The sequence below is a fragment of the Paracoccus versutus genome (assembly GCF_029909795.1).
GTDB lineage: Bacteria > Pseudomonadota > Alphaproteobacteria > Rhodobacterales > Rhodobacteraceae > Paracoccus > Paracoccus versutus.
Genome location: NZ_CP038196.1, coordinates 2,189,598 through 2,205,000, shown reverse-complemented (window position 1 = coordinate 2,205,000; position 15,403 = coordinate 2,189,598). Strand labels below are relative to the sequence as shown.

General features: G+C 67.5%; 14 protein-coding genes (1 of these 14 running past the window's edge). 3 read left to right on the top strand and 11 right to left on the bottom strand.

The features are described from left to right. From rpsI to E3U25_RS10865, 3 genes are all read right to left on the bottom strand, one after another. Positions 1-388, bottom strand: partial view of a 30S ribosomal protein S9 gene (gene rpsI / locus E3U25_RS10875; protein ID WP_036749038.1) — the 5' portion only. 92 nt of this gene lie to the left of the window's left edge; 388 of the gene's 480 nt are visible here — the first part of the coding sequence; it begins with the start codon at positions 386-388; the stop codon falls past the left edge of the window. A gap of 3 nt (positions 389-391) precedes the next feature. Then, on the bottom strand, positions 392-856 hold the full coding sequence (rplM, locus tag E3U25_RS10870; RefSeq protein ID WP_024845806.1) for a 50S ribosomal protein L13: 465 nt from the start codon (positions 854-856) through the stop codon (positions 392-394). 150 nt (positions 857-1,006) lie between these two features. Beyond that, positions 1,007-1,429, bottom strand: coding sequence for a PaaI family thioesterase (locus tag E3U25_RS10865; RefSeq protein ID WP_036749037.1), 423 nt, complete (start codon positions 1,427-1,429; stop codon positions 1,007-1,009). An 84-nt stretch (positions 1,430-1,513) separates the two neighbouring features. Here E3U25_RS10865 and E3U25_RS10860 point away from each other — a divergent pair, with 84 nt between their 5' ends. Beyond that, entirely contained in the window at positions 1,514-2,314 is an 801-nt protein-coding gene (locus E3U25_RS10860) for an enoyl-CoA hydratase (protein WP_116220419.1), read from the top strand. An 11-nt stretch (positions 2,315-2,325) separates the two neighbouring features. Here the strand turns inward: E3U25_RS10860 and E3U25_RS10855 are convergent, their stop codons facing one another. From E3U25_RS10855 to E3U25_RS10820, 8 genes are all read right to left on the bottom strand, one after another. Then, the gene (locus E3U25_RS10855; protein ID WP_036749030.1) at positions 2,326-3,069 is read right to left on the bottom strand and encodes a cytochrome c biogenesis CcdA family protein; all 744 of its coding nucleotides are present in this window, start codon (positions 3,067-3,069) and stop codon (positions 2,326-2,328) included. Positions 3,070-3,146: 77 nt separating this feature from the next. After that, complete coding sequence (locus E3U25_RS10850) at positions 3,147-5,837, bottom strand: Rne/Rng family ribonuclease (RefSeq protein ID WP_116220420.1); 2,691 nt, start codon at positions 5,835-5,837, stop codon at positions 3,147-3,149. A 553-nt stretch (positions 5,838-6,390) separates the two neighbouring features. Then, the gene (locus E3U25_RS10845) at positions 6,391-7,716 is read right to left on the bottom strand and encodes a sigma-54-dependent transcriptional regulator (protein ID WP_036749029.1); all 1,326 of its coding nucleotides are present in this window, start codon (positions 7,714-7,716) and stop codon (positions 6,391-6,393) included. Positions 7,717-7,735: 19 nt separating this feature from the next. Beyond that, the gene (locus E3U25_RS10840; protein WP_036749022.1) at positions 7,736-9,529 is read right to left on the bottom strand and encodes a sensor histidine kinase; all 1,794 of its coding nucleotides are present in this window, start codon (positions 9,527-9,529) and stop codon (positions 7,736-7,738) included. Between the two features lie 64 nt (positions 9,530-9,593). Continuing rightward, the gene (gene purQ / locus E3U25_RS10835; RefSeq protein ID WP_116220421.1) at positions 9,594-10,262 is read right to left on the bottom strand and encodes a phosphoribosylformylglycinamidine synthase subunit PurQ; all 669 of its coding nucleotides are present in this window, start codon (positions 10,260-10,262) and stop codon (positions 9,594-9,596) included. Between the two features lie 240 nt (positions 10,263-10,502). After that, a complete protein-coding gene (locus tag E3U25_RS10830; RefSeq protein ID WP_116220422.1) occupies positions 10,503-11,717 on the bottom strand; it encodes an NADP-dependent isocitrate dehydrogenase in 1,215 nt (404 codons plus the stop codon). Between the two features lie 116 nt (positions 11,718-11,833). Beyond that, positions 11,834-12,958: an HD domain-containing protein gene (locus tag E3U25_RS10825; protein ID WP_116220423.1), complete on the bottom strand. Its 1,125-nt coding sequence runs from the start codon at positions 12,956-12,958 to the stop codon at positions 11,834-11,836. Between the two features lie 36 nt (positions 12,959-12,994). Then, positions 12,995-13,654 carry an alpha/beta hydrolase gene (locus tag E3U25_RS10820; protein WP_036749011.1) on the bottom strand — a complete coding sequence of 220 codons (660 nt, stop codon included), beginning with the start codon at positions 13,652-13,654 and terminating at the stop codon, positions 12,995-12,997. A 165-nt stretch (positions 13,655-13,819) separates the two neighbouring features. On the opposite strand from E3U25_RS10820, the gene iscR reads away from it, so the two are divergent. Both iscR and E3U25_RS10810 read left to right on the top strand, forming a co-directional pair. After that, positions 13,820-14,278 carry a Fe-S cluster assembly transcriptional regulator IscR gene (gene iscR / locus E3U25_RS10815; protein ID WP_024845794.1) on the top strand — a complete coding sequence of 153 codons (459 nt, stop codon included), beginning with the start codon at positions 13,820-13,822 and terminating at the stop codon, positions 14,276-14,278. Positions 14,279-14,281: 3 nt separating this feature from the next. Beyond that, complete coding sequence (locus E3U25_RS10810; RefSeq protein ID WP_036749005.1) at positions 14,282-15,307, top strand: Gfo/Idh/MocA family protein; 1,026 nt, start codon at positions 14,282-14,284, stop codon at positions 15,305-15,307. Positions 15,308-15,403 lie beyond the last annotated feature (96 nt).

The following is a 15,403-nucleotide window of genomic DNA, read 5'->3' as shown; positions in this document are numbered from 1 at the left end:
CCGCCTTCAGCGCGGCGCGCAGGCTGGGCTCGTGCAGTTGCAGCGCCTTCGAGATGCCGTGCTTGACCGCACCCGCCTGGCCCGACAAGCCGCCGCCGGCAACCGTGGCATAGACGTCGTACTGGCCCGAGACGCCGGCCACTTCGAAGGGCTGGCGCAGGATCATCTGCAGCACCGGACGGGCGAAATATTCCGCGATGTCCTTGCCGTTCACGACCACCTTGCCCGAACCCGGCTTGACCCAGACGCGGGCGACCGCGTCCTTGCGCTTGCCGGTGGCATAGGAGCGGCCCAGCGAATCGCGCTGCGCCTCGCGAACCGGGGCAGCCGCCGGGGCAGCCGTCGCGACCGATTTCAGATCGTCGAGGGTTTTGATGTCTTCGGCCATGGCTTACGCGCTCCGGGTATTCTTGGCGTTCATGGACTTGACGTCCAGCACTTCGGGCTGCTGAGCTTCGTGCGGATGCTCGGCGCCGGCATAGACGCGCAGGTTGGTCATCTGCTTCTTGCCCAGCTTGTTGCGCGAGATCATGCGCTCGACGGCCTTGATCACCACGCGCTCGGGGTGGGCGCCTTCCAGCACCTGCCGCGCGGTGCGGTGCTTGATGCCGCCCGGATGGCCGGTGTGCCAGTAGTATTTCTTGGCGTCGCGCTTGTCGCCGGTCATCTGCACCTTGTCGGCGTTGATGATGATGACATTGTCGCCCATGTCCATGTGCGGGGTGAAGGTCGGCTTGTGCTTGCCACGCAGGCGCATCGCGACGATCGAGGCAAGACGGCCCAGAACGACGCCCTCGGCGTCGATCAGGATCCACTTCTTCTCGATTTCCGCCGGTTTCGCGGTATAGGTTTTCATCTGTCGGTCCCTTTGGGGGCTGTAATTCGAGATGGGCGTATATCGGCAAAAGCCGGGCGCAGGTCAAGTGCGCGATGCCTGGAATCCCGCAGCCATATCAATGGCTTGTGAAATAGGTATCAAAATACCGCAAAACAACCCCCGCCCACATCAGCGTTTCGGCGGAATCGCATAGGTCATCGAGCAGCGCGCCACCGGCTCCTCGGTCCCGTCCGAGCGGATCAGCACCTCGCCCACGGCCAGCATGCGGCCCAGCTTGAGGATGCGGCAATCGGCCAGCAGGTCGCGCCCCGCCTCGGGCTTGCGCATGAAGTCGATCGAGGCATTGGTGGTCACGGCCAGCGCCACCTCGCCGATGCGGGCCAGGATGGCCAGGTAGATCGCCACGTCGGCCAGCGCGAACATGGACGGGCCGCTGACGGTCCCGCCGGGGCGCAGGTGCCGGTCGTCCACCTTCAGCCGCGCGGTCAGCCCCGTCTCGTCCAGCGATTCCACCCGCACCTGGCCCGCGATCTGCGGAAATGCCCGGTCCAGAAATTCGTTCAGCGCCTCGCGGCCCATTGCCAATGCCATGCTTCCCCCCTGCCGGAACGGCGGCTAGACTGCCCGGCAAAGCCCGGTAAAGACAAGCCGCGCCGTGGCGTCAGGAGGAATGGCATGAAGGATGGAAACCCCCAGCCGCTGGTGCTGCGCCAGGACGACGGCCCCGTTGCGCGCCTGATCCTGAACAGCCCGATGAATTACAACGCGCTGTCCACGGCGATGATCGACGCGCTGTCCGATGCGCTGGACGAGATCGCGGCGGAGGACGCCATCCGGGTGGTGGTGCTGGCCGCGCGCGGCAAGGCGTTCTGCGCCGGCCACGACCTGCGCGAGATGCAGGGCGCCCGCAATGACGAGGATGACGGCCGCGCCGCCTATGAACGGCTGTTCTCGCGCTGCGCCCAGATGATGCAGAAGCTGCCGGCCCTGCCCCAGCCCGTCATCGCCGAGGTGCAGGGCATCGCCACCGCCGCCGGCTGCCAGCTGGTCGCCAGCTGCGACATGGCCGTGGCGGCCGAGGGCGTGCGCTTTGGCGTGAACGGGGTGAACATCGGGCTGTTCTGCTCGACCCCGATGGTGGCGCTGACCCGCGCCATTCCGCCGCGCGCCGCCTTCGAGCTGCTGGTGACGGGCGAATTCATCGACGCCCGGCGGGCGCACGAGCTGGGCCTGGTGAACCGCGTCGCCGCGCCCGCGGCACTGGAGGCCGAGACGATGGCCCTGGCCCGCGGCATCGCCGCCAAGCTGCCCGCCGCCGTGCGCATGGGCAAGCGCGCCTTCCACGCGCAGCGCAACCTGGGCCTTGCGGATGCCTATGAGACCGCGGGCGCGGTGATCTGCGAGAACCTGCTGCTGCCCGACACGGCCGAGGGCATCCAGGCCTTCCTGGAAAAGCGCCCGCCCAACTGGGATTGACCGAACTGGGATTAACCCAGCGCGGCCAGCCAGGGAAAGGTTTCCAGCAGCCAATAGGCAAAGGTCGGGAAGGCGCCGGTCAGCAGCGCCGCCCCGACCACGACCAGCAGCACGCCCATCATGCGCTCGATCAGCTTCAGATGCGGCTTGATGCGGTTCATCACCCCGATGGCGCGGTTGACGAAGATGGCCGACAGCAGGAAGGGAATGCCCAGCCCCAGCGCATAGACCGCCAGCAGCGCCGCGCCGCGCCCTGCCTCGGCCCCGGTGGCGGCCAGGGACAGGATCATGCCAAGCTGCGGCCCGATGCAGGGCGTCCAGCCAAAGGCAAAGGCCAGCCCCAGGATATAGGCCCCCAGCGACGAGCCGCCCTTGTCGCCGGCATCCAGCCGCGCCTCGGTATCCAGGAAGGGGATGCGGATGATGCGCAGGAAATGCAGGCCCATGATGATGACCACCACCCCGGCCCCGCGCGCCAGCCAGTCCTGCCATTGCAGGAACATCCGGCCAAAGGCCGATGCCGCCATGCCCATCAGCAGGAAAACCGTCGAAAGCCCCAGGACGAAGAACAGCGCCGGCACCACCGCGCTGCGTTCGCCCGTCTTCAGCCCGCCAACGCCGACCCCCGTCATATAGGCCAGATAGGGCGGCACCACCGGCAGGACGCAAGGCGACAGGAAGGACAGGATCCCGGCCAGCAGCGCGACCGTCGCGGCGGGCAGAAAGGCGGCGTCTGCAAGCTCGATTCCCAACATGTCCGGCACCTTGGCTCATGGAAAGGGCGCGGGAAAGCCCCGCGCCCGTAACGCTTTCGTGGGAAGGCTGCGACAGATCAGCCCAGGGACCACCAGCCGCGACGCTTGGGACGCGCCGACTCTTCGTTCGCGGCAGCTGGAGCCGGCTCGGGCATGGGCGCCGGTACGGCCTCGGGTGCAACGGTCGATTCGGCCTCCGCCACGGCGGTCTCGTGCTCCGCGGCCTCGGGTTCCGCGGCTGCGGCTTCCTCGGCGTCGGTCGCCACGGGTCCGGCAGCTTCCGCCTCCGCCTCGGCCTCGGCCGCCTGATCGGCAGCAGCCTCGGCAATCGGCTCCTCGGCCTGCGCATCCTGCGCAGCATCCGCCGACGCGGCCTCCACGACAGGCTCCGCGACGGGCTCGACCGCCTCGACGGCAGGCCCCGCCTCAACACCCGCCTGCGGCGCGTCCGCGGCGGCGTCGCTCGGCTCTTCCGTCTTGCGGCGGCGGGTCCGGGTGCGGCGGCGCGGCTTCTCGGCGGCGTCGGCATCGGCTTCGACCGCATTCTCGGCCTCGGCCACCACTTCCGCCACGGCCTCGGCCGGCGTCACCTCGGCTTCGGCGGGCTGCTCGGCCGGCTCGGCTTCAGAGGCCGCATCCTCGGCACCCTCCTCGGCGTGATCCAAGCCATCCTCGGCATGGGACGCCTCGCCCTCGCCGTTCTTGCCGCCGCGGCGACGGCGGCGGCGACGCCGGCGCTTGCTGCCGTTCTCGCCCCCCTCGCCATTCTCGCCGCCTTCGGCATGGCTGTCCTCGGCGCGGTCTTCCTCCTCGGCGATCTCCTCGACCTCTTCCTCGACCGGCTCCTCGTCGTCGATCTGCGCCATCAGCCGGGCATCGACCGAAACCACGGGCGAGACCACCTCGGGCACATTGCGGGTCGCGGTCTTGAACTTCTCGATCGCGTAATCGGGCGAGATCAACGCCGGATCGGCCTCGACCCGGACCGACAGCCCATAGCGCGCCTCGATATTGGCGATATGCTCGCGCTTGGCGTTCATCAGGAAGTTCGCCACCGCGACCGGCGCCTTGACCAGCACCTCGCGGGACCGCTTGCGGGTGCCCTCTTCCTCGATGGCGCGCAGAATGGTCAGCGCCAGGCTGTCGTCCGAACGGATCAGCCCGGTGCCGTGGCAATGCGGGCAGGGCTGCGTGGTCGATTCCAGCATCCCCGGCCGCAGGCGCTGGCGCGACATCTCCATCAGGCCGAAGCCCGAGATGCGCCCGACCTGGATGCGCGCCCGGTCGGTCTTGAGCTTGTCCTTGAAGCGCTTCTCGACGGCGGCGTTGTTCTTGCGCTCCTCCATGTCGATGAAGTCGATGACGATCAGCCCGGCCAGGTCGCGCAGGCGCAGCTGGCGGGCGATTTCCTCGGCGGCCTCCAGGTTCGTCTTCAGTGCGGTGTCCTCGATCGAGCCTTCCTTGGTGGCCCGGCCCGAGTTCACGTCGATGGCGACCAGCGCCTCGGTGACGCCGATGACGATATAGCCGCCGGATTTCAGCTGCACGACCGGGTTGAACATGCCGGCCAGATAGCTTTCCACCTGATAGCGCGCGTAAAGCGGCATCGGGTCGGTGTAATGCTTCACGTTCTTGGCATGGGACGGCATGATCATCTTCATGAAGTCCTTGGCCGTGCGATAGCCGCGCTCGCCCTCGACCAGGACCTCGTCGATCTCCTTGCTGTAGAGATCGCGGATCGTGCGCTTGATCAGGTCGCCTTCCTCATAGATCGGCGCGGGCGCGATGGACTTGAAGGTCAGCTCACGGATCTGTTCCCACAGTCGCATCAGGTATTCGTAGTCGCGGCGGATTTCCGTCCGTGTCCGCTGGCTGCCGGCGGTGCGGATGATCAGCCCGGCGCCTTCCGGCACCTCCAGCTCGCTGGCGATCTCCTTCAGCTTCTTGCGGTCGGCGGCATTGGTGATCTTGCGGGAAATCCCGCCGCCGCGCGCGGTATTGGGCATCAGCACGCAATAGCGGCCGGCCAGCGACAGATAGGTGGTCAGCGCGGCGCCCTTGTTGCCCCGCTCCTCCTTGACGACCTGGACCAGCATGATCTGCCGGACCTTGATCACCTCCTGGATCTTGTAGCGGCGCGCGCGGGGCTTGCGGGGGGGCGAGATCTCCTCGGCCACATCCTCCTCGGCGACCGATTCGATGCCATCGTTCTCGGCGGCGTCATCGCCTGCCGGCTCGTCGGCTGCATCGGGGGCGACCGCGGCAGCATCCTCGGCCGTCGCCAGCGGTGCGGCCTCGGCCACGGCCACCGCAAGATCCTCGCCCCCCGCGGCCTCGCCTTCCGAGGGGTCCAGCACGGCCATCCCCGCGATCTCGTCCGAGACCACGACGGCATCGCCGCTGTCGGCGGCAGCGGCCTTGGCCGGCTTGCGGCGGCGCGGGCTACGCTTCTTCTCGCCCTCGTCGGCCTCGGCGGCGGCGGCCTGGCGTTCTTCCTCGATCAGCGCCTTACGGTCGGCGGCGGGGATCTGGTAGTAATCGGGATGGATCTCGGCAAAGGCCAGGAAGCCGTGGCGATTGCCGCCGTAATCCACGAAGGCGGCCTGCAGCGAGGGTTCGACCCGCGTCACCTTGGCCAGGTAGATGTTGCCAGCAAGCTGCCGCTTGTTGACCGTCTCGAAATCAAATTCCTCGACTTTGGTTCCATCCACCACGACAACCCGAGTTTCCTCGGAATGCGTGGCGTCGATCAGCATTTTCTTTGACATGTTTCCGTCTTTCGGGCCGCCGGACCGGCCCGCACGGTGGCGGGGGCAAGGTTCGGCTGCCGCATGAGAGGACAGCGAAAGCCGCACCGCCAGCAGCAATCGCGGCGGCCGGGGAACCCCCCTGCCACCGTTGCCGATCAAGCTGCGTTGCGCGATCCATCGCGTCTGTTTACCTTTCTTGGCCCATCCCGCTCGCGCGGTCGGGGCTGCGATCTACGGTCGCCCAGAGGCCCCCTGGGGGCGTGGGCAGGATTTTCCGCGCGTGGCACCACCGGCACTTTTCAGGTGTCGCGGCTGGCTGGCGCGCTGCGAAACTGGCGAGGTCGAGCAACCATTGGTTGTGGCGCCCACCCTACAGGGGCAAGATAGCGGGGAAGGGCGCGCCGTTACAATCTGTTTTTGGTCAAAGCGCCGGGATTTGCCGATCCGCCCATCCCGCCCGCCCCCCGGCAGGGGCGCGCCGCGGCAGGCAAATCCCCAGGCCAGATCCCGCGCCCCGGCTATTTCTCCGTTCCCCAAATACCCATGTCCGACCGGGCCGGAGGCGTGCCGCTCACAGGTAATCGCTGCGGCTCAGCCCGTATTTCGCCATCTTCTCGTTCAGCGTCCGGCGCGGCAGACACAGCTCGTCCATGACCGCGGCGATGCTGCCCTTGTGGCGGCGCATGGTATTGTCGATCAGCATCTTCTCGAAGCTCTCGACATATTCCTTGAGCGGCTTGCCCTCGGTCGTGGTCGCCTCCTGCGTATCCTCGCCGTCGGCCATCAGCAGCGAGGCGATGGATCCCGAGCCGCGGCGGTTCTGCAAGACCGCGCGCTCGGCCACATTGATCAGCTGGCGCACATTGCCCGGCCAGGGCGCCTGCAACAGCTGCGCCGCCTCCTGCGCCGTCACCTGCGGCGGCTCGCAGCCGTATTCCTCGGCGAATTGCTCGGTCATGCGGGTGAACAGCGTCAGGATGTCCTCGCCGCGCGAACGCAGCGGCGGCAGGGTGATCTTCAGCGCGGTCAGGCGATAGAACAGGTCGGGACGCAGCGAATCCTCGGCCCGGCGCCCCTCGCCGCGGGCGTTGGAAATGGCGATGATCCGGGTCTCGGCCGGGCTGCCCTGCTCGGCGATGAAGGCCAGAAGCCGCGCCTGCAGGGGATCGGACAGCGCCTCGATGTCCTCCAGGCACAGCGTGCCGCCGCGGGCCTCCTCGACCGCGGGCAGCCCGCTCTCGACCGGGCCGAACAGCTTGGCCGAAAGGATCTCGTCACTATAGGCCGCGCAGGAGATCGGCACGAATTTCTTCGAGGCGCGCGGCCCCACCGCATGCAGCGCATGGGCGACCAGGGTCTTGCCGGTGCCGGTCTCGCCGTCGATCAGCACATGGCCGTCGGCCTGGCCCAGGTCCAGGATGTCCTCGCGCAGCCGATCCATGACCGGGCTCGACCCGATCAGCTTGGACATGACCTGCTGGCCCTCGGACAGGTCGCGGCGCAGGGCGCGGTTGTCCAGCGTCATGCGCCGGGCCTGGGTCGCCTTCTTGACCAGCTCGGTCAACCGCTCGGGGTTGAAGGGCTTTTCCATGAAGTCCATGGCGCCGATGCGCATGGCCTCGACCGCCATCGGCACATCGCCATGGCCGGTGATCATGATGACCGGCAGGCCCGAATCGATGCCCATCAGCCGCTTGAGAAAGGCCATCCCGTCCATGCCCGGCATGCGGATGTCGGAAATCACCACCCCCGGCCAGTCGGCGCCGATCGCCTTCAGCGCCTCTTCGGCGGTGGCGAAGGTCTCGGCGTCGAAGCCCGACAGCGCCAGCCACTGGCTGATGGATTCGCGCATGTCCGGTTCATCGTCCACGACGGCTATCTTCAAAGTGCGGCTCATGGGCCTTTACCTCTTTTCTTCATTCCGCCGCCAGCCGCGTCCCGGCCTTGTGGCCGGGATCGTGCAGCGGCAGCTCAAGTTCGAATACGGCGCCCCTGCCCCCCTCGTCCGAGGCGTTATGCGCCGTCAGACGCCCGCCGAAATCGGCCGCGATCCCGGACGAGATCGCCAGCCCCAGGCCGGTCCCCTCTCCGGGCTTCTTCGTGGTGAAGAAGGGTTCAAACAGATTTTCCAGATCCGATACACCCGGACCGTTGTCGCGCACGGACAAGAATGCGTGAGAGCCGGCGCTGACGGTGATCTCGATCGCCGGGTCGCGCAGCCCCTTGATCGCATCGACCGCGTTGCGCAGCAGGTTGATGATGATCTGCTCCAGCCGGATGCGGTCGCAATAGACCATGACCGGATAGCGCGGGATGTTGCGCTGCAGGCGGATGGTGCGGCTTCGCAGCTGCGGCTCCATCATCACCAGCGCGCTCGACAGCGCGGCGCGCAGGTCGACCGGCTCGAAGGCCTCGCCGCCCTTCCTGGCATAGGATTTCAGCTGCCGGGTGATGGCGCCCATGCGCTCGACCAGGTCGTCGATGCGCTGGAAGCTCGACAGCGCCTCCTCGGCCCGGCCGCGCTGCAACAGAAGCCGTGCCCCGGCCAGATAGGTCTTCATCGCCGCCAGCGGCTGGTTCAGCTCGTGGCTGACGCCCGCCGACATCTCGCCCAGGGCCGCGAGCTTGCTGGACTGCTGCACGGTCTGCTCGGCCACGCGCAATTCCTTCTGCATCCGCTCGCGCTCGGCGATCTCGCGCGTCAGGCGCAGGTTCAGCGCCCGCAGGTCGGCCGATTCGCGCATCCAGGCCGCCGATTCCACCCGCGCCCGGCGCGACAGCAGATAGAACACCGCCGCCAGCAGGATGGCAAAGCCCATGATGACCATGGCCAGCACCGCATTCACCCGCTCGCGCACCGACTCGTAGGTGGTGAAGGCGATCATCTTCCAGCCGCGGAAGGGGATGCGGGTCTCGGACTGCATCACCGCGCGGCCCTGCACATAGGCGTCGGCCGGGGTCGCCGCCCAATCCGCCGTGACCTGGAAGGCCCGCGCGATGGCCGAGGGCGCCGAGCGCACCGCCAGGGCCTCGGGCAGGGTCAGCCCGCGCCAGCGCGGCTCGGTCGACAGGATGATCTGCCCCTCGCTGTCCGTCACCGCGATCGCATCGGAAATCCCCGCCCATGACCGCACCAGCCGGGTCAGGTCCGCCCCCACCACGACCACGCCCAGCGTGCGCCCGTCCGACATGACGGTGCGGGAATAGGTGAACTCATAGGCCCCCTGCGGCGAAGGCGAGACGGTGAACACCGTGTCCCGCGACCGCAGCGCCTCGACGAAGAACGGCTCCTGCACGTAATTGGTGCCGATCAGGTTGCGGTCGGTCGAGCCCACGACCCGCCCCGAGGCGTCCAAGAGCTTGATCGAGGCCGCCGCGATCTCCTTCTGGGCCGAGATCAGCCGCGCCGAGGTGCCCGAGAAATCATTGCCCGACAGCGCCGAGATCAGCGCCGGGTCGCGCGCCAAGAGCAGGGGCACCACCGAGGTGCGCTGCAATTCCGACAGCAGGTTGCCGGTATAAAGCGCCGAGCGCAATTCGGTGCGCACCCGCGTCGTCTCGGAAAACCGCGCCGTCAGCCAGGCATTGGTGAACCAGATCGTGCCCGCGGCCACGACCAGCAGCACGGCGATCACGCCGCGCAGTCCCCAACGGCTGGTCAGACCCGCCCTGCCTTCCGGGAACCCGATGGAACTGTCTTCCTCTCGCATGAGCCTCCGGCACCGCCCTCGTAAGGGTCGATGCAGTCTAGTGCGCGAAAGAGCGCCGCTCAAGTCAGGCCGCGACAAGCTCCTGCATCAGCGAGGCAAAAAGCCTCGCGCCATCGGTGCCGCCATGGGCCGGATCGGCGGCACGCTCGGGATGGGGCATCATGCCCAGCACCCGGCGGTTCTCCGACAGCACCCCGGCGATATCCTCGACCGAGCCGTTGATGCCCGGCGCATAGGTAAAGGCGATCCGGTCCTGGTCCTTCAGCGCCGCCAGCCCCTCGGCGTCGATCTGGTAGTTGCCGTCGTGATGGGCGACCGGCACCCGGATCTCCTCGCCCGCCCGATAGGCGGCGGTAAAGGGGCTGGCCGCGGTCGCGACCCGCAGCACCGCCTCGCGGCACAGGAACCGCAGCCCGGCATTGCGCATCAGCGCGCCGGGCAGCAGGTTCAGCTCGGTCAGCACCTGGAAGCCGTTGCAGATGCCCAGCACATAGCCGCCCCGCGCCGCATGGGCCTTGATCGCGCCGGCGATGGGCGAATGCGCGGCGATGGCGCCGCAGCGCAGGTAGTCGCCAAAGGAAAACCCGCCCGGCACCGCGACCAGGTCGGTGCCCGCCGGCAGCGCCTCGTCCTTGTGCCAGACCCGCACGACCTCGGCGCCCGCCTGCTGCAGGGCGACGGCCAGGTCGCGATCGCAATTCGATCCGGGAAAGGTGATGACGGCAGCTTTCATGGCGGGCCTCCGGGATTATGCCTCGCGCTTCCCATACTCCAGTCCGCGCCGCGTGTTAAGCGGCTTTGCACCGCCCCCGGATTTCTTCGTTCCCCAAATACTCAAGAATCCGCGACGCAGCGCCGCCGCCGGCCTCCTGCCCGCTTCACCGTTTCGCAAATACGCCGGAATCCGCGCCGATCATGCGAAAAGGGCCGGGATCCCTCCCGGCCCTCGCAATCCGACATCTTTCCGGGCGGATCAGCCCGCCAGCGCCTTGTTCAGGTATTCGTCGACCTTTTCCAGATAGCCCATGGTGGTCAGCCATTTCTGGTCCGGCCCGACCAGCAGCGCCAGGTCCTTGGTCATGTGGCCGTCCTCGACCGCCTGCACCGTGACCTTCTCCAGCGTCTCGACGAAATTCATCAGCGCGGCGTTGCCGTCCAGCTTGGCGCGGTGCTTCAGCCCGCCGGTCCAGGCAAAGATCGAGGCGATCGAGTTGGTCGAGGTCTGGTTGCCCTTCTGGTGCTCGCGGTAATGCCGCGTCACCGTGCCATGCGCGGCCTCCGACTCGACGATCTTCCCGTCCGGCGTCATCAGCACCGAGGTCATCAGCCCCAGCGAACCGAAACCCTGCGCGACCGTATCCGACTGCACGTCGCCGTCGTAGTTCTTGCAGGCCCAGACATAGCCGCCCGACCATTTCATCGCCGAGGCGACCATGTCGTCGATCAGGCGATGCTCGTAATGGATGCCCTTCTTCTTGAACTCGGCCTCGAACTCTTCCTCGTAGACCTTCTGGAACAGGTCCTTGAAGCGGCCGTCATAGGCTTTCAGGATGGTGTTCTTGGTCGAGAGATAGACCGGATAGCCGCGGTTCAGCCCGTAGTTCATCGAGGCGCGGGCAAAGTCGATGATCGACTGGTCGAGGTTGTACATCGCCATGGCCACGCCGGCGCCGGGCGCCTGGTAGACCTCGTGCTCGATGGTCTCGCCATCCTCGCCGACGAACTTGATCGTCAGCCTGCCCTTGCCGGGAAAGAGGAAATCGGTGGCCTTGTACTGGTCGCCGAAGGCGTGGCGGCCGACGACGATGGGCTGGGTCCAGCCGGGGACCAGGCGCGGCACGTTCTTGCAGATGATCGGCTCGCGGAAGATCACGCCGCCCAGGATGTTGCGGATGGTGCCGTTGGGCGATTTCCACATCTTCTTCAGGCCGAATTCCTCGACCCGCGCCTCGTCGGGGGTGATGGTGGCGCATTTCACGCCGACGCCGTATTGCTTGATCGCCTCGGCCGCGTCCACGGTGATCTGGTCCTGGGTGCGGTCGCGCTCCTCGATGCCCAGGTCGTAGTATTTCAGGTCGATGTCCAGATAGGGCAGGATCAGTTTCTGCTTGATGAAGTCCCAGATGATCCGGGTCATCTCGTCGCCGTCGAGCTCGACGACGGGGTTCTCTACCTTGATCTTCGACATGGGTGGTCCCTTCGATTAGGATTCGGCTCGGCCGCGCTATAGCGGCATTCCGAACGAAAGGAAAGCCCGGTATGCGATTGCATACCGATTGACCCCAAGCCCCCGCAGCCGTGGGATCAGCCGCGGAAATACACCTGCGCGCTTTCGCTGAGCCAGTGCCACAGCGTCGGCGCGCCGCGTTCGATGCGCAGGCCCACGCGCTCGACCAGCTGGGCATAGGTCACGCGGTATTCCGCCCAGGTGCCGCCGCCCGAAGCGATGTTCTGCATCACCGGCTGCGCCCGGTCCAGCGACTTGGCAAAGACCGCGTCGGGGGTCTCGTTCGCCTCGAACTCGGCCCAGAGCGCGCGCAATTCGGCCCCCTGGGGCGCGGGCAGCAGGCCGAAGATCCGCTCGGCCGCCTCGGCCTCGGCCTGCAATTGCGCGGTGCCGTGATGGGCGGCGCCGTTCTGGGCGTGGATCGGCACGTCGCCGGTGTCGATCTCGACCAGGTCGTGGATCAGCAGCATGCGGATCACCCGGCCGATCTCCACCGCCGGCCCGGCATGGGGCGCCATGACCAGCGCGTAAAGCGCCAGGTGCCAGCTGTGCTCGGCGCTGTTCTCGCGCCGCGAGCCGTCGCAAAGCAGGCTGGCGCGCAGCACCGATTTCAGCCGGTCGGCCTCGGCCAGGAAGGCCAGGCGCTGCGCCAGTTCGCCGCAGGGCGCGCAACCCTCCAGCAGGGCCTGCGCCGCCTCCATCGCCTCGGGCCATTCCGCCCAGAGCCGCCGGGCGCGGCCCGAGGTCATGTTGTCGCGCACGATGGCGACATGATCGGCCAGGGGCTCGGGCGCGCAAAGCACCTGGAACAGCGGCTGGACATGGTCCATGCGCTTGGCCATGCGGGCATCCGGGCTTTCGCCCGCCTCGAACTCGTGCCACAGGGCCATCAGCGCCTCGCCGCCCGGCAGCATGCCGAACAGCCGGCGCGCCGCGGCTTCCTCGGCCGCCTGCACGGCGGCCATGTCATGGGCCAGGTGGATCGGATGGTCGCCGCAGTCGATCTCGACCAGGTCGTGCAGCAGCAGCATGGCGATGGCGCGGTCCGAGGCGCCGAAGACCAGCGCATAGAGCGCGACGTGCCAGCTGTGCTCGGCGCTGTTTTCCGGCCGCGACAGGTCCATCAGCACATTCGCCCGCTCGACCGATTTCAGCCGGTCGGCCTCGGTCAGGAAGGCAAAGCGCAGGGTCAGGTCGGTCATGGCAAAGCCCCAGGCCGGCCCGGCCGGCCCGGTTCCCTATCGCGTGTTCTCGGTCAGGCGGCGGCGCACATAGGCCTGCACCGTGTCGATCATCGGCTTCATATGCGCCTCGTCGTCGCGGAAGAAATGGTCCGCGCCCTCGATCTCCTCATGGGTGATGGTGATGCCCTTCTGCTCGCGCAGCTTGCCGACCAGCGCATGGGTGTCCTTGGGCGGCGCCACGCGGTCGGCGGTGCCGTTGATGATCAGCCCCGAGGAGGGGCAGGGCGCGAGGAACGAGAAGTCATACATGTTCGCCGGCGGCGCGACCGAGATGAAGCCGGTGATCTCGGGCCGCCGCATCAGAAGCTGCATGCCGATCCAGGCGCCGAAGCTGAAGCCCGCGACCCAGCAATGCTTGGAATTGGGGTTCATCGCCTGCAGGTAGTCCAGCGCCGAGGCGGCATCCGACAGCTCGCCGATGCCCTGGTCGAACTCGCCCTGGCTGCGGCCGACGCCGCGGAAGTTGAACCGCATGACGGTGAAGCCCATGCGGTGGAAGGCATAGTGCAGGTTGTAGACGACCCGGTTGTTCATCGTGCCGCCATATTGCGGATGCGGGTGCAGGATGATGGCGATGGGGGCGTCGGGCGCGGCTTGCGCGTGATAGCGGCCTTCCAGACGACCTTCGGGACCGGGGAAAATCAGTTCGGGCATGGGCTTCCTTTGAAACTCGGGTTCCTTGACCCTGTGACGGCGCGGCTCTAGATCGTCAATCTGGGAAGCGCGCCCGACATAGGCAAGACGCATTCAAGGACGGCGCCGGGGAATTAGCCCCTGGCTTACGCGTCGTCAATGGTTTGCGGCTGGAGGAGAGGCAAGATGAAACTGTCCACCAAGGGACGTTACGCAATGGTCGCCCTGGTCGACCTGGCCATCGCCAAGGGCGACGAGTTGACCTCGCTGGCCGAGATCTCCAAGCGGCAGGACATCTCGCTGCCCTATCTGGAGCAGCTCTTCGTCCGCCTGCGCCGGGCCGGGCTGGTCGATTCGGTGCGCGGGCCGGGCGGCGGCTACCGGCTGGCCAAGGCGCCCGAGACGATCCGCGTCGCCGACGTGCTGGAGGCGGTGGACGAAACCGTCAGCGCGCTGCATGTCGGCGCCGGCGCCTCGGGCGGGGTCTCGGGCTCGCGGGCGCAGACGCTGTCGAACCGGCTGTGGGAAAGCCTGTCGGCACATGTCTATGTGTTCCTGCACAACCACACGCTGGCGGACGTGGCCCGCAACCAGCTGCTGCCCTGCCCCGCCCTGCCCAAGATCCTGTCGATCGTGGACGACTAGGCCATGCGGGTGCTGGTCGCCGGCCTGGGCAACATGGGGCGCAGCCACGCGCTGGCCTGGCTGAAGCAGCCGGGGGCCGAGATCGTCGGCCTGGTCAACCGCTCGCCCGTGGACCTGCCGCCCGAACTGGCCGCGATCCCGCAAAGCCAGGACTTCCACGAGGCGCTGCACCGCCTGCGCCCCGACGTGGCGGTGATCGCCACCTATTCCGACAGCCATGCCGAATATGCCATCGCCGCCATGCGGGCGGGCGCGCATGTCTTCGTCGAAAAGCCCCTGGCCACCACGGTCGAGGACGCCCGCCGCGTGGCCGAATGCGCGGGCGAGACCGGCCGCAAGCTGGTCGTCGGCTACATCCTGCGCCACCATCCCAGCTGGCAGCGCCTGATCGCCGAGGCGCGCGCATTGGGCGGGCCCTATGTCTTCCGGCTGAACCTGAACCAGCAAAGCTCGGGCCCGACCTGGCAGGTCCACAAGGCGCTGATGCGCACCACGCCGCCCATCGTCGATTGCGGCGTGCATTACGTCGACGTCATGTGTCAGATCACCGACGCGCCGCCGGTCGAGGTGCGGGGGATGGGCCTGCGCCTTTCGGACGAGATCGCGGCGGACATGTACAACTACGGCCATTTCCAGGTGCTGTTCCAGGACGGCTCGCTGGGCTGGTACGAGGCGGGCTGGGGGCCGATGATGTCCGACACCGCCTTTTTCGTGAAGGACGTGGTCAGCCCGCGCGGCGCCGTCAGCATCCGCATGCCCCAGGACGCGCGCTCGGACGACATCGACACCCATACCCGCACCGCGACCCTGCGCCTGCACCGCGTCGGAGAACCGGACCACGACATCTCGATGCGCGACGAACCCGGCCACCAGCAGCTTTGCGACGCCGAGGCCGCCTTCATGGCCCGCGCCATCGCCGGGGACATGGACCTGGAGCGGCACATGCGCGACGCGGTCTCCTCGCTCGCCGTTTGCCTGGCCGCGGACGAATCGGTGCGCACGGGCCAGCCGGTGCGATTGCGCATCTGACGCACCCGTCCATCGCACCCGCCGTCACACGCCCGTCACGCTTTCTTGCGAAATGCGGCCCGTGGCCCTAAATGAGCCATTCGTTTTCCGCTTTCA